This is a genomic window from Kribbella sp. NPDC026596 (assembly GCF_040638415.1).
GTDB lineage: Bacteria > Actinomycetota > Actinomycetes > Propionibacteriales > Kribbellaceae > Kribbella.
Window position 1 is genome coordinate 23,997 of the sequence record NZ_JBEZYF010000013.1, and the last position, 13,400, is coordinate 37,396.

12 protein-coding genes are annotated in these 13,400 nt (G+C 68.5%); 9 read left to right on the top strand and 3 right to left on the bottom strand.

All coding sequences use genetic code 11. The features are described 5' to 3' along the window. Positions 1 to 13 precede the first annotated feature (13 nt). The 3 genes from AB0E63_RS13250 to AB0E63_RS13260 all read left to right on the top strand — a co-directional run bounded on the left by AB0E63_RS13250 (position 14) and on the right by AB0E63_RS13260 (position 2,686). On the top strand, positions 14 to 658 hold the full coding sequence (locus tag AB0E63_RS13250) for an HAD-IA family hydrolase (protein WP_360364971.1): 645 nt from the start codon (positions 14 to 16) through the stop codon (positions 656 to 658). After that, a complete protein-coding gene (locus AB0E63_RS13255; protein WP_360364973.1) occupies positions 655 to 1,962 on the top strand; it encodes an MFS transporter in 1,308 nt (435 codons plus the stop codon). Before AB0E63_RS13250 ends, AB0E63_RS13255 begins: the two co-directional genes overlap by 4 nt. A gap of 241 nt (positions 1,963 to 2,203) precedes the next feature. Then, positions 2,204 to 2,686: a GNAT family N-acetyltransferase gene (locus tag AB0E63_RS13260; RefSeq protein WP_360364974.1), complete on the top strand. Its 483-nt coding sequence runs from the start codon at positions 2,204 to 2,206 to the stop codon at positions 2,684 to 2,686. A 44-nt stretch (positions 2,687 to 2,730) separates the two neighbouring features. Here the strand turns inward: AB0E63_RS13260 and AB0E63_RS13265 are convergent, their stop codons facing one another. Both AB0E63_RS13265 and AB0E63_RS13270 read right to left on the bottom strand, forming a co-directional pair. Continuing rightward, the gene (locus AB0E63_RS13265; RefSeq protein WP_360364976.1) at positions 2,731 to 4,383 is read right to left on the bottom strand and encodes a GxGYxYP domain-containing protein; all 1,653 of its coding nucleotides are present in this window, start codon (positions 4,381 to 4,383) and stop codon (positions 2,731 to 2,733) included. 87 nt (positions 4,384 to 4,470) lie between these two features. Continuing rightward, positions 4,471 to 5,079 (bottom strand): HAD-IA family hydrolase, encoded by a 609-nt coding sequence (locus AB0E63_RS13270; RefSeq protein ID WP_360364978.1) that lies wholly within the window; start codon positions 5,077 to 5,079, stop codon positions 4,471 to 4,473. Positions 5,080 to 5,232: 153 nt separating this feature from the next. On the opposite strand from AB0E63_RS13270, the gene AB0E63_RS13275 reads away from it, so the two are divergent. From AB0E63_RS13275 to rpmB, 5 genes are all read left to right on the top strand, one after another. Further along, positions 5,233 to 6,510 (top strand): extracellular solute-binding protein, encoded by a 1,278-nt coding sequence (locus AB0E63_RS13275; protein WP_360364980.1) that lies wholly within the window; start codon positions 5,233 to 5,235, stop codon positions 6,508 to 6,510. Between the two features lies 1 nt (position 6,511). Then, entirely contained in the window at positions 6,512 to 7,525 is a 1,014-nt protein-coding gene (locus tag AB0E63_RS13280; protein ID WP_360364982.1) for a sugar ABC transporter permease, read from the top strand. Further along, on the top strand, positions 7,515 to 8,342 hold the full coding sequence (locus tag AB0E63_RS13285; protein ID WP_360364984.1) for a carbohydrate ABC transporter permease: 828 nt from the start codon (positions 7,515 to 7,517) through the stop codon (positions 8,340 to 8,342). Before AB0E63_RS13280 ends, AB0E63_RS13285 begins: the two co-directional genes overlap by 11 nt. A 40-nt stretch (positions 8,343 to 8,382) precedes the next feature. Continuing rightward, positions 8,383 to 10,365, top strand: coding sequence for an aldo/keto reductase (locus AB0E63_RS13290; protein ID WP_360364986.1), 1,983 nt, complete (start codon positions 8,383 to 8,385; stop codon positions 10,363 to 10,365). Positions 10,366 to 10,449: 84 nt separating this feature from the next. Further along, positions 10,450 to 10,671: a 50S ribosomal protein L28 gene (gene rpmB, locus AB0E63_RS13295; RefSeq protein WP_130449155.1), complete on the top strand. Its 222-nt coding sequence runs from the start codon at positions 10,450 to 10,452 to the stop codon at positions 10,669 to 10,671. Between the two features lie 75 nt (positions 10,672 to 10,746). Here the strand turns inward: rpmB and AB0E63_RS13300 are convergent, their stop codons facing one another. Continuing rightward, entirely contained in the window at positions 10,747 to 11,694 is a 948-nt protein-coding gene (locus AB0E63_RS13300) for an SAM-dependent methyltransferase (RefSeq protein WP_360364988.1), read from the bottom strand. Between the two features lie 86 nt (positions 11,695 to 11,780). Between AB0E63_RS13300 and AB0E63_RS13305 the strand changes: the two genes are divergently transcribed. After that, complete coding sequence (locus AB0E63_RS13305) at positions 11,781 to 13,394, top strand: DAK2 domain-containing protein (RefSeq protein WP_360364989.1); 1,614 nt, start codon at positions 11,781 to 11,783, stop codon at positions 13,392 to 13,394. The last annotated feature ends 6 nt before the right edge of the window (positions 13,395 to 13,400 follow it).

Genomic DNA, 13,400 nt, shown 5'->3' on the forward strand with positions numbered 1-13,400 from the left:
AATTGGAGGGGTGATGGGGCTTCCCGACGTCCGCGCGGTGCTGTTCGACATGGATGGCACGCTGGTCGATTCTGACGCTGTTGTCGACCGGACCTGGACCCACTGGGCGGGGGAGTACGGCATACCGGCCGCCGAGGTCCTCGCGATCGCGCACGGCAGCCCGGCCGAGGCGACCATCGCCCGGTTGCGGCCCGACCTTTCACCGGACGAGCTGGCGGCCGCGGTCGCGCGCATTCTGGACCTCGAGTGTGACGACCTGTCCGACGTCGTGCCCACGCCAGGCGCGCATGAGCTGATCAGCACGCTGGAGCGGCTCGGTCTGCCGTGGGCGGTCTACACCAGTGCGTCCAACCGGCTGGCGAAGGTCCGCCTGGAGGCAGCGAGGATCTCGCCGTCGATCCTCGTCACGCTGGACGACGTCACCCGCGGCAAGCCCGATCCGGAGGGCTATCTGCGAGCCGCCGAGCTCCTCGGCGTACCTGCTGAGCAGTGTCTGGTCGTCGAGGACACCGTTGTCGGACTGGCAGCCGGCCGAGCCTCCGGCGCCACTACCGCCGGCCTCAAGGGCGTGCCCGCCGACATCCAGCTCCCGGACCTCCATCACCTCGTCGCTCTGTTCCTGGAGGATGGCGGGTCGACCGACCTGAGCGCCGAATGAACCCGGGGTCCGCAACCCGAGGGGATGAGGTCCGAATCGGTATCGGGCTGTCATCCATGGGGTTCGTGCTGGCCGGCCTCGGTGCCTGCATTGCGATCCTGGCCCGGGATCTGGACGAACCTACGAGCCGGCTGGCGCTCTTGTCGTCGGGATTTGCGCTCGGGCTTCTGATCGTGGCGGTAGTCGGCCCGCGGCTGCTGCGGTCGTGGTCGATGCGGAACGTTCTCGCGATCGGTGCGGTCGGCTGCGCGGTGGGGACGGTGCTGCTCGCGCTGGCTCCGGTGTACGCCGTCGCGATCGCCGGCGGCCTGTTCGTCGGGTTGGGCGGCGCACTGATGGTTCTCGTCACCCCGCTCATGCTGGACGGGCCGACCGCGGCGTCACGACTGAGCCGCGTCAACGCGGTCGCCAGCGCCACCGGCATCCTCGCGCCCATCACCATCGGCGCCATCGACTCCCTCGGCCCCACCGGCCGCCTGGCCATGCTCGCCGCCACCCCACCCCTTCTTCTCCTCGCAATCCTCACCCGACGCGCGAAGCCTGCCCACCAGCTCGACGAGCCGTGCGCTCCCGTCCTGATCGACTCCGCACCCGCAGTAGGCCTCGGCCGGAAATGGCTGGGCACCCGCCGCGAAGCGGGAGCCGGCCGCCGCCGACTGGAGCGGCAGGTGGTGGTGGCTGTCGGGCTCGGTTGGCTGCGTGTGGTGCTGGCCGTGGCCGTCGAGTTCTGTTTCGTGGTGTGGGCGGTGGCCCGGCTGGTGGCCACTGGGTTGCCAACGGCAACAGCCGCACTGCTCGGCAGCGCGTTCCCCATCGGTATGGCGATCGGACGGGCGATCGGCCCGATCCACTGGCGCGGCTGGTCACCTGTCGTACCCGCCGGGATCTTCGCGGCCGCGGGCACTCTGCTCGTCAGCCTGTTCGACGCACCCGCGGTGGTCGCTGTCGGCCTGGCAGTCGCAGGCCTTGGCGTGGCGCCGCTCTACCCGGTGACTCTGGCCGCCCTGGTCGCAACCCCCGGCCTCAGTCCGGCCCGTTTGGCGGCAATCGGAGCCCTAGCCTCCGGTACGGCGATCCTCGTCGCTCCCGCGGCCCTCGCCGTACTCGCCCGTGTCGTCGACCTGCGAACGGCGTACCTCATCACCCTCCCCCTCCTTGCCGCCCTCTTCCTGCTGAGCCGCCGCCCGAAAACCTCGGCAACCGGCCACCCGGACGAGAGCACCGGACGAGACGACCTCCACCTCCGCCGCGACCCCGCCGACGGCGCCGCCCGACTCGCCCCACCCGTCCCGCACGTCGACTGACACGGCGAGTGCGGACCTGCAGGCCATCACAATTGCCGACTCCCGCCACTCGTGAGCGGCAGGTCGTCATCGGGGCGGTGTTGTGATGGCCTGGCGGTCCGCGTCAATCGAGCAACTAGGATGACGCGCATGGAGTGTTTCGCCGCCTGGCGTCTTCGCCGCTGAAGATCGGCCCGCCGCGTCGCGAACTGCGAGCGGGTCGTGCGCTGCACGACTCCCTTCAGTGCGAGAGGCACACTTCATGCTCATTCGTTCGTACGTGCAGTCTGACCTGGCTCGGATCACCGAGCTGACCATCGAGACGTTCCGGCCGTTCTACGAGGATTCCTTCCGCCCGCTCGTCGGCGAGACCGTCTTCGCCATCCAGCACGGTGGTTGGCGTGACGACTACCGCAAGCAGGTCCCGGAACTCCATGACCCCGGCAGCCACAAGTACGTCGCGGTCGCCGAGGAGAACGGCGTACTGGGCGGCTATGTCGCCTGGACCGTCGAGCCTGCCCGTCGGCACGGCAGCATCGTGCTGCTGGCCGTCGCGGCGGCGCATCGTCGAGACAATCTCGGCACCGCTCTCTGTGAGCACGCGTTCGAGGCGATGCGAGAGCACGGTGCGGAGATGGTCGAGATCGGCACCGGTGGTGACGATTTCCATGCGCCTGCCCGGGCTCTCTACGAGAGGCTCGGCTGCGTCAAGCTCCCGGTCGCGGTCTACTTCCGGGAGCTCTGATCCCGCGTCGTCCCTAGGCGGCGCGGGCTCCGAGCCGACGTCGCCTACGGGCGGGCGTACCGGCCGGCCATCTTGACCAGGGTGTCCGGCGGGACGACCTTCACGTGTGAGGCGAGGCCGTCGACGACCGCCAGCACGTTGTCGACGGACTTGCTCCAGGCGTGCCACACGACGACTGAGTAACCGGCGGTGGAGTGTGGGTTGCGGGTGGCCGCGTTGAGTTCGGCGGTGACCGATGCTTCGTCGGCGCCGTCGAGTCCGTCCCAGAGCATCGTGCGGGCGGAGATGACCGGCTTGCCTTCGGACCACACGACCTTGCCCTTGAGGCCGTCGTACCGGGAGTACTCGAGGTAGATCAGGCCGTCGATCTCGGGGCGCTTCAGGTACGACGACCAGAGGCTCGTGTTCTCGAAGGCGTCGAAGTCGATGATCTGGGCGACGGATAGGTCTGCCCGGCCCATCGATTGGGCGAGTGACGCGGTGTGCTTCTCCAACGCGGCGGCCGGATACCTGCTCGGGTACATGTAGCCGCCGCCGGACGGGCCGACGACCCAGCGGTCCGTGCGCGACTGGTCGTAGTACCAGCGCATCACCGAGGGAGCGAGGTCGATGAGCGACGGTGAGATGCCCCAGCCGAGGTCGACCTCTCCGCGCCGGGGGCTGCCGAACCAGCGCTTGTCGGTCGGGAAGTCGCCCAGCATCCACTGGATGTTGTCCCCGTCGGTGATCAGGAAGGTCACGTAGTGGGCATCCGGATCCGGTTCGAGGGCCCTCCCCCCACCCCCTCCGCTCAGGTCGTTGCCTTGAGCCGGTTCGCCGGCGGACGTCGCGGCGGCCAGCGCAGGGTCGTACGGGCGTCCTCGCTGTGTCAGCCGGTCTTGGCGGATGCCGGACAGCACCGACAGGTTGCGGGCATGGTCGGCCGGCAGGGCCTTGACGCCGGCGGTCGAGTTCACGCCGATGAAGGCGTCCTCGCCGTTCGACGCGTCGCCCCAGCCGATCACCGTGGCGTCGTCGTCGAGCGCGTCGACCACCTCGGCGCGGAAGCCGGAGTTGCCGTCGAAGAAGGCGAGCGTCCCCGCCATCGTCACGTAGTCCCGCAGTCGCTCCGGCCAGTCTCCTCTCTGCTCGACCGCGACGTCGTGCCGCAGCCGGGGCCAGTAGTTGTCGAACACCCAGCGGTCGTCCTTGTCCCGCACGTCCAGGACCTTGCGCAGTCCGGCCTGGACCGCGGTCGCCTCCAAGCTCTCCTCGATCGCGACGGCATCGGTCAGGCCGGCCAGCGTGGTCGCCACGTTGACCGACGGGGTGCCCGTTCGAAAGAGAACATATCCGTCGACGCCCGACCGGCTGACGGTTTTCCACAGGTCTCCGGTCCGGGTGCGTACGCCGTACCGGGAAACGAGGTCGTCGAGCCAGAACTGGTAGCCCAGCGACGGGATGTTCAGGTACAGCGACTCGCCACCGCGGCGCGCCATCAGGCCTTGGAGCGTGGTCGCGAGCGTCCGCTCAGCAGGGCTCAAGGAGTCTTCGGTCAGCACGTTCAGCAGCCGCGGCCGCTGCCCCTTGGGGTACGACGGCCGCACTGAAGGCGAGGCGCCGAAGGCGAAGGACGGCGCCAGTGAGCCGAGTCCCAGCCCGGCGGTGAGGCCGAGGGCGCGGCGGCGGGTCAGGGTGAGACGTCGGCGATCGGACATGTGGTGCCTCCAGGGAGCGGCTGGTGACTGTCCTACGTTGTCATCTGCCCGGCGACGATGCCACAGCCGCCCTGGCACCACAAGACCTCAGCCCGGAATCGGCAGCCCATAACGCCGAAGCAGCCCGACCAGAGCTTCGACACCGGCCGACAGGTCGAACAGTTCGGCCTGCAGTCCGACGCTCGCAGCGCCCGCCACATTGGCTTCGTTGTCGTCAATGAAGAGCACCGAAGACGCCGGTACGTCGATCGCCGCGAGGATGGCCCGGAAGTACGCCGGATCCGGCTTGGCCAGCCCGAGGTCGCAGGAGTAGAACGTCTGGTCGAACCATCCGCCGTACCCGCGCTCGTCCTGCATGATCGCCCGCCGGTACGCCTGCTGGTTGGTCGCGAGGTGGCATCCGATCCCGGCCGTCCGCAGGTCGCCGATCAGCGAGATGACCGCCGGTTCGGCGGTGAACCAGTGCCATGGCTCGAGCGCCTCCTCCAGTGAGGCCGGCGAGTTCCAGCGCGCGAGCACCTCGGCCACCGCGTCACGGAAGTCGCCCTTCCCGACCAGACTCGGCTTCTCGGCCGCCATCAGGTCGGCCACGAAGGCGTCGGTGTCGGAGGGGACGAGCGAGGACAGGCGCGACCACCAGTCCTGGCTGGGGCGCTGGATGACGCCGTCGGCGTCGAAGAGAACGGCGGAGACCATGCCGCCATCCTGTCAGGCGCCAACAGTTCACCTGCCGGGACCGGCCACGGCAACCCCTTGACCGGTTCAGTCGGTATGCGCTTACCTAATGGCTACCTAAACATATCTGGACACCTTCCGGCGAAATCCAACAGAAAGCGCCAGGTGAGGCGTATGACCTTGAGTAGAAGGAAGTTCCTCGCGCTCGGCTCCGCCGCGGCCGCCGCGGGTCTCACCGGGTGCGGCTCCCGCAGCTCACTCGGCGGGTCCGACGAGCTCAGCATGTGGACCTGGGTCGGCTCCGTCAACGACGGGCTGATCGGCCAGGCGGAGAAGGCGATCCCGGGGTTCGACGGCATGAAGCTGGCGATGACCCGGATCGGGACCAACTACAAGACGAAGGTGCTGACCTCCCTGGCCGGCAAGTCGCTCGTACCCGACATCGTCGCGATCAACGACGACGTGGCGACCTACTTCCCGAACCAGGACCAGTTCATCGATCTCAAGACGCTCGGCGCGAACGACCTCGAGAAGGACTTCCTGCCCTGGAAGTGGAAGCTCGGGATCACGCCTGAGGACCGGATGATGGCCTACCCGATGGACACCGGACCGACCGCACTCTTCTACCGCACCGACATCTTCACCAAGGCCGGCATCGACACCGACCCGGCCGCGGTCGCGGAGCTCGCGCCCGACTGGGACAGCTACATCGAGCTCGGGAAGAAGCTCAAGGCCGCCGTGCCCGGCTCGGCCATCACGGACAACATCACCGGTGTCTACAGCTACGCGCTGGCCCAGCAGTCCAAGCGCTACATGACCGAGGACGGGCAGTACATCGGCGACCAGGACCACATTCGCCAAGCGTTCGACCTCTCGATCCGCGTGGTCAAGGAAGGGCTGTCCGCGAACGCACAGTCCGGTACGACGGACGCGAACGCCGTGGTCACCAACGGCAAGCTGGTCGCGTACAACGCTGCCGTCTGGTGGGCGCAGCTCGGGCCGAAGAACGCGGCCCCGAAGACGAAGGGACTCTGGCGGGTGACGGCGGCTCCTGGTGGCGCCGGCAACCGTGGCGGGTCCTTCCTGGCGATCACGAAGTACTGCAAGAACCCCCAGGCGGCCTTCGCGTTCATCAGCTGGCTGGAGTCGGCGAAGAACCAGGCCCAGGCGTTCCTCGACCCGGTGCTGTTCCCGTCCACTCCGGCCAGCTACACCGACCAGACGATGGCCGCACCGGATCCGTTCTTCGGCGGCCAGAAGATCGTCGACGTCTTCGCCGCGTCGGCCAAGAAGTACCCCGGCGCCTACTTCTCGCCGTACGACAGCATCATCGGTACGCCGCTCGGCGCCGAGCTGGTGAATGTCGAAGTGGCCGGGAAATCGCCGGACCAGGCCTGGGCGGACGCGCAGCGCCAGATCGAACGTGAACTCACCCGAGCGGGGGCGATCTGAGATGGCTGTCATCAGCAAGGTGCTCCCGGCGCCGATCAGCACGACCAAGGACCCCGAGCCGTCCAGGCCGCCGAACAAGTACCGCCAGGCGCTGCCGCAGTACGCGGCCGTCTCGCCGTTCTTCATCCTGTTCGCGGTGTTCGGTGCGTTCCCGGTGCTGTTCTCGATCTGGATCTCGTTCCATTCCTGGAACGGCAGCGGGGCGATGAAATGGGTCGGACTGCAGCAGTACAGCTATCTGCTCAGCGATCCGAAGTTCTGGCAGTCGATCGGCAACACGCTGATCATCTGGGTGCTGTCGACCGTGCCGATGCTGCTGCTGGCGCTGGTGATCGCCAACGCGCTGCACAACGCGACCCGGTTCCGCAGCTTCTACCGGGTCGCCTACTTCATCCCGAACGTCACCTCCGTGGTCGCGGTCACGATGGTCTTCGGCTCGATCTTCAGCAACAACTTCGGTCTGCTGAACGCGTTCCTGCAGTCGATCGGGCTGACCAAGATCGAATGGCTGACCCAGCCGTGGGGGATCAAGATCGCGATCGCCTCCATCGTCACCTGGCGCTGGGTCGGGTACAACGCGATCATCTTCCTGGCCGGCCTACAGGCAATCTCCGGCGACGTCTACGAGGCGGCCAAGGTCGACGGCGCCTCGCCGCGGCAGACGTTCTGGCGGATCACCGTGCCGCTGCTGCGCCCGGTGATCCTGTTCACCGCCGTCACGTCGACCATCGGTGGCCTGCAGATCTTCACCGAGTCCCAGGTGCTGCTCGGCGACACCGGCGGCCCCGGCGGCTCGGGGACGACGATCGTGTCGTACCTGTACCAGAGCGCGTTCCTGAACAACCAGTTCGGGTACGGCGCCGCCATCGGCTGGGCCCTGTTCATCCTGATCGTGTTGTTCAGCATCATCAACTGGCGGCTGATCGGCGGTGGTGACGAGCGGATCGCCCGCCGTGCCGCCCGCCGGAACGCACGACAGACCGCGAACGGAAGGGAGCAGGCCGATGCGCGCTGACCGAGCCCGGAACATCGTCAGCCACGTGGTGCTGATGTTCGGCGTCGTACTGTCGATCTTCCCCTTCTACTGGATGGTGGTGATGGCCTCCAACACCACGCCGGACATCTTCACCTACCCACCGAAGCTGCTGATCGGATCGCACCTGTTCGAGAACATGGGCAAGGTGCTCGACAACATCGACTTCTTCGGCTCGATGCTGATCACGGTGATCGTCGCGCTCGCGGTGACGGTGCTGGTGCTGTTCTTCGACTCGCTGGCCGCCTTCGCGTTCGCGAAGTACGAGTTCCCCGGCAGCAAGTGGCTCTTCGGGCTGCTGCTGGCCACCTTCATGATCCCGGCCCAGCTGTCCCTGGTGCCGCAGTTCGTGACGCTGGCCGAGTTCGGCTGGATCGGGTCGCTGAAGGCGCTGATCATCCCGGGCGCGGCGAACGCGTTCGGGATCTTCTGGATGCGCCAGTACGCCCGCGGCGCCATCCCCGACGAGCTGATCTCGGCGGCCAAGGTCGACGGCGCCGGCTTCTTCCGGCAGTACCTGACCGTCGGCATCCCGGTGCTGCGGCCCGGCCTGGCGTTCCTGGGTATCTTCACGTTCATCAATGTCTGGAACGATTACCTGTGGCCGTTGATCGTGATGACCGACCCGAACAAGCTGCCGCTCCAGGTCGCACTGCAGCAGCTGAACGGCATCTACGGCACCGACTACTCGATGGTGATGGCAGGTGCCCTGATGAGTGTCATTCCGCTGATCGGCGTCTTCATCATCGGCGCCCGCTCCTTCATCGCCGACATCGCCGCCGGCGCGATGAAATTCTGACCGTAGTTCTGACCCTGCCACAACAAGAACGGGACTCCTCTTGACTGACACCAAGCTTCGCTGGGGAATCATCGGCACCGGCAACATCGCGTCGAGGTTCGCCAGCCAGGTGCCGACGTCGGCGGCCAACGCGGTCGTCGCCGTCGGCAGCCGGTCGATCGACTCGGCCAACGCCTTCGCGGACAAATGGAACATCGCCAACCGGCACGGTTCGTACGACGACCTGCTGGCCGACGAGACCGTGGACGCGGTGTATGTCGCCACGCCGCACCCGATGCACCCCGAATGGGCGATCAAGGCCGCTGAGGCCGGCAAGCACGTGCTGTGCGAGAAGCCGCTGGCGATCAACAAGGCCTGGGCCGAGGCGATGATCGAGGCCGCGGTGCGCAACGACGTCTTCCTGATGGAGGCGTACATGTACCGCTGCCTGCCGCAGACCAAGCTGGTCGCCCAGCTGGTCCGCGACGGCGAACTCGGCACCGTCCACCAGATCCAGGCCACGTTCGCGTTCGCCGCCGGGTTCCGGCCGGAGAGCCGGATCTTCGCCGACGAACTGGCCGGCGGCGGCATCCTCGACGTCGGCGGCTACCCGGTGTCGTACGCGCGGTTGATCGCCGGCGCGGCGACCGGACAGGCGTTCGCCGACCCGGCCGCCGTGACCGCGGTCGGGACCGTCGGCGAGACCGGCGCCGACGAGTGGTCGGTGGCGACGCTGTTCTTCGACGGCGGCGTGACCGCTCAGGTCAGTACCGGCGTACGGCTGCAGGACCAGAACCAGGTCCGCATCTTCGGCAGCAAGGGCTACCTCGTCATCGAGGACCCGTGGTTCGGCGGCGACGGCAAGCCGACCCACGTCACCCTGCACAAGGTGGGGGAGGAGCCGCGGGACATCTCCGCGGAGCCCGCCCTCATCTACGCGGCCGAGGCCGAAGCGGTCGCCGGGGCGATCGCTCAGCGGCAGGCCCCGGAGATGAGCTGGGCCGACACCCTCGGCAACCTCACCGTCCAGGACGCCTGGCGGGCCGCGATCGGGCAGCAGTACGCGAGTGAGCGCGACGACGCGCTGATTCCGACCGCGACCGGCCGGCCGCTGAAGCGCCGCGACGACGCCCCGATGATCTACGGCAAGGTGGCCGGCCTGGACAAGCAGGTGTCCCGGCTCGTGATGGGTGTCGACAACCAGCAGACGCTCACCCACGCGGCCGCGATCTTCGACGACTTCGTCGAGCGCGGCGGTACGACGTTCGACACGGCCTACATCTATGGCGGCGGCCGCGGCGAGAAGCTGCTCGGCCAGTGGCTCACCTCGCGCGGCAACCGGGACGAGGTCGTTGTCATCGGCAAGGGTGCGCACACGCCGCACTGCGACCCCGAGTCGATCACCCGGCAGCTGAACGAGAGCCTCGAGCGGCTGCAGACCGACCACGTCGACCTGTACCTGATGCACCGCGACAACGAGGAGATCGCGGTCTCCGAGTTCGTCGACGTCCTCGACGAGCACTTCAGGGCCGGCCGGATCAAGGCGTTCGGCGGGTCCAACTGGTCCACCGCCCGCTTCGACGAGGCCAACGCGTACGCCGAGGCGAGCGGCAAGCAGCCGTTCACCCTGCTGAGCAACCACCTCAGCCTGGCCCGGGCGTACGACGTACCGTGGGCCGGGTGCCGGCACGTGTCCGACGACGAGTCGCAGGCGTGGTTGCGGGAGCGGCAGGTCGCGCTGTTCCCGTGGTCGAGCCAGGCGCGCGGGTTCTTCACCGGACGGGCCAAGCCGGAGGACCGGTCGGACGAGGAGCTGGTGCGCTGCTTCTACTCCGACGAGAACTTCCGCCGCCTCGACCGGGCCCGGGAGCTGGCGGCCGCCAAGGGCGTCGAGCCGACCGCGATCGCGCTGGCCTGGCTGCTGCACCAGCCGTACCCGGTGTTCCCGCTGATCGGGCCGCGGCACATCAGCGAGACCCGGACCTCGACGCCGGGCCTGTCGGTGACCCTGACGGACGAGGAAGTGGCCTACCTCACTGCCTGATCCACAGCTGTGGACCGAATTGGTCGTGCGTCGGCCCGCATGTAACATGGTCTGTCGGTGTCACGACCCTGAACACGGAGAATCATGTCTAAGAAGTGCGATGTCTGCGGCAAGCAGCCGACGTTCGGCAACAGCGTTGCCCGCTTGGGTAAGGGCGCGATGATCCGCCGGGTCAAGGCTCGCACGCCCCGGCGGTTCAACCCCAACATCCAGCCGGTCCGGGCGCTCATCAAGGGCACCCCGACCAAGCTCAAGGTGTGCACGTCCTGCATCAAGGCAGGAAAGGTCCAGCGCGTCGTCGGCTGACCCCAGCTTTCACTCCGTGTAGGGCCTTGAAATAGGCGCCCGGGATCACCCCGGGCGCCTATTTCGCGTGTGTTCTCAGAGCTTCCGCGCCACCACGGTGATCTCGTTGCGGTTGTGATGCAGCTGCCGCGCGTGCAGTACGTCGTACTCCTGGCGCAGCACGTCCAGACCACGCCGGGCGCCGTCGAGCGGGTTCTTCCCGCCGCCCTTCAGCGTGACGATCGCCAGCCCGCCGCAGCGCAGGTGCGCGGCCGCGTCGACCATCATCCGGGCGCTCAGCACCTGGTCCATCCGCATGTCGTTCACCACCACGTCGAACCGCGTCCGGTTCGCCGCGAAGAACCGCCCGGCCGTCGTCGCCTCGTGGTGGATCCGGCGATCAGCCCGCAGCCGCGGGTCCAGCGAACCAGGGTCCACCGACCACACTTCCTTCCCGTGCTGCCGCAGAATCCTCGTCCACCCACCCGGTGAGGCGCCGAGGTCGACCGCCTTCCCGCCGGCCGGCAGCAGCAGCCCGAAGGTCGCGATGGCCTCCTCCAGCTTGAACTCCGACCGCGACACCCGCTCGTCGGCCCGGGCCAGCCGCATCCGCCCACCCGGCCAGTCCGACAGGCTGTCCTCGAGCCGGTTGAGCCCGAGCAGGGTCGCCCGGCGGCCGACAAAGCACGACACGACCAACTCCTGACCGGAGCGGGTCACGGTCACCCCACGCTCGCCAAGCGCCTGCTCGATCCGGTGGTACGACGACCCGCCCGTGCCGGCGTTGTCCGTCCAGGCCTGCACGGCGAGCGCCTTCGGATACTCGGTCAGCTCACCCAGCACCAGCTCGGCGAGCTCGTAGTCCGGCGGCAGCTCCTCGAAGCTCGCGATCTCGACGGTCAGGTGCCGCACGAACATGATCCGCCCGGCATCACACGCCTCAGCCAGCTCGTGCACCGTCGGACCGTCCATGACCCGCCCAAGGTCCCCGCTGACCCGCTCGATGCGTACTGAGCGCCCGAACTCACCCCGGATCTCCCGCACAGCCCACTCATAACTGTCAGCAGCAACCGAGAACAGGACCGGGGAGAGCACAGCACATAGTAGGCGGACCGGTTAGCCTTCCGGGCGTGGAGGAACTGACCGTCGAGGTGTTGCGGGCCTGGGCCCGGACCGCGCTGGCCGAGCTCGGGCGCGCGCGGACCGAGATCGACGAGCTGAACGTGTACCCGGTCCCGGACGGTGACACCGGGACGAACCTCTACCTGACCTGGGAGGCCGCTTGCGACGCGCTGCCGCAGGGTGAGCTGACCTTCGCGGAGGCAGTCCAGGCGTTCGGCCGCGGCGCGCTCCTGGGCGCGCGCGGCAACTCCGGCGTCATCACGTCCCAGCTTGTCCGCGCCTGCGGTCTCCGCCTCGCCGAGAACCTGCCGCGCGACCAGGCCGAGGGGGTCCTCGCCGATCCACGCATGAGCGAGCCCGTCGCTTTCGCGGACGCCCTGAAGTACGCCGCCGATGCCGCGTACGGCGCGGTGGCGCAGCCGGTCGAGGGGACCATGCTGACCGTCGCCCGCGCCGCCGCGACCGGAGCGATGACGGCCGCGAACGACGGGAAGAGCCTGGCCGACGTCTGCCTGGCCGCCGTCGCGTCCGCGCGGCAGGCGCTGACCAAGACCACCGAGCAGCTCGACGTACTGCGGCGCGCGGGCGTCGTGGACGCCGGGGGAGCGGGCCTGGTCGTGATCCTCGGCGCGATGGAGTCCGTGCTCACCGGGCGGCTCGTGCGGGTCGACGTACCCGCGCGGGTGCCGACCGAGAGTACGGGCGACCTGAGCCCGGAGGGCCCGGCGTACGAGGTCATGTATCTGCTCGACGCGCCGGACGACAAGATCAGCGACTTCCGGCAGAACCTCGCCGGCCTGGGGGACTCGGTCGTCGTGGTCGGCGGCGACGGGCTGTGGAACGTGCACGTCCACACCGACGACGTCGGCGCCGCGGTCGAGCAGGGCATCGACATCGGCCGGCCACACCGGATCCGGGTGACGCACTTCGCCGATCAGGCGCACCACCACGAGCCTGTCCCGAGCCGGGCGGTGATCGCGGTCGTGGCCGGCGACGGGCTGGCCGAGCTGTTCGCCGAGGCCGGCGCGCACATCATCAGAGGCGGTCCGGGCCGGCGGTGTTCGACCGGTGAGCTGCTGCAGGCGATCGAGCGCTCGAAGGCACCGGAGATCGTGATCCTGCCCAACGACAACGACTCGATCGCGGTCGCCGAGGCCGCCGCGACCGCGGCCCGGCAGGACGGGATCCGGGTGGCCGTGATCCCGACCCGGGCGCAGGTCCAGGGCCTGGCGGCGATCGCCATCCACGACCCGGAGCGCAGTTTCGACGACGACGTCGTCCACCTGTCCGCCGCGGCCGGGCAGACCCGGCACGGCGCCGTGACGATCGCGGTCAAGGACGCCTGGACGATGGCCGGCCGGTGCCGGATCGGCGACGCGCTGGGCGTGGTCGACGGCGACTTCGCGCTGATCACCGAAGACCTGGAGGCGGCCGCGTTCGGCGTGGTGGACCGGTTGCTCGGCGGCGGTGGTGAGCTGCTCACGATCGTCACCGGACGGGACGCGGACCCCGCTCTGGCCGAAGCTTTGGAGCGGCACGTCCGGCGGAACCGCAAAGATGTCGATGTCGTGGTGTACGACGGAGGGCAGGACAGGTACCCGTTGCTGATCGGGGTGGAATGAAAACGG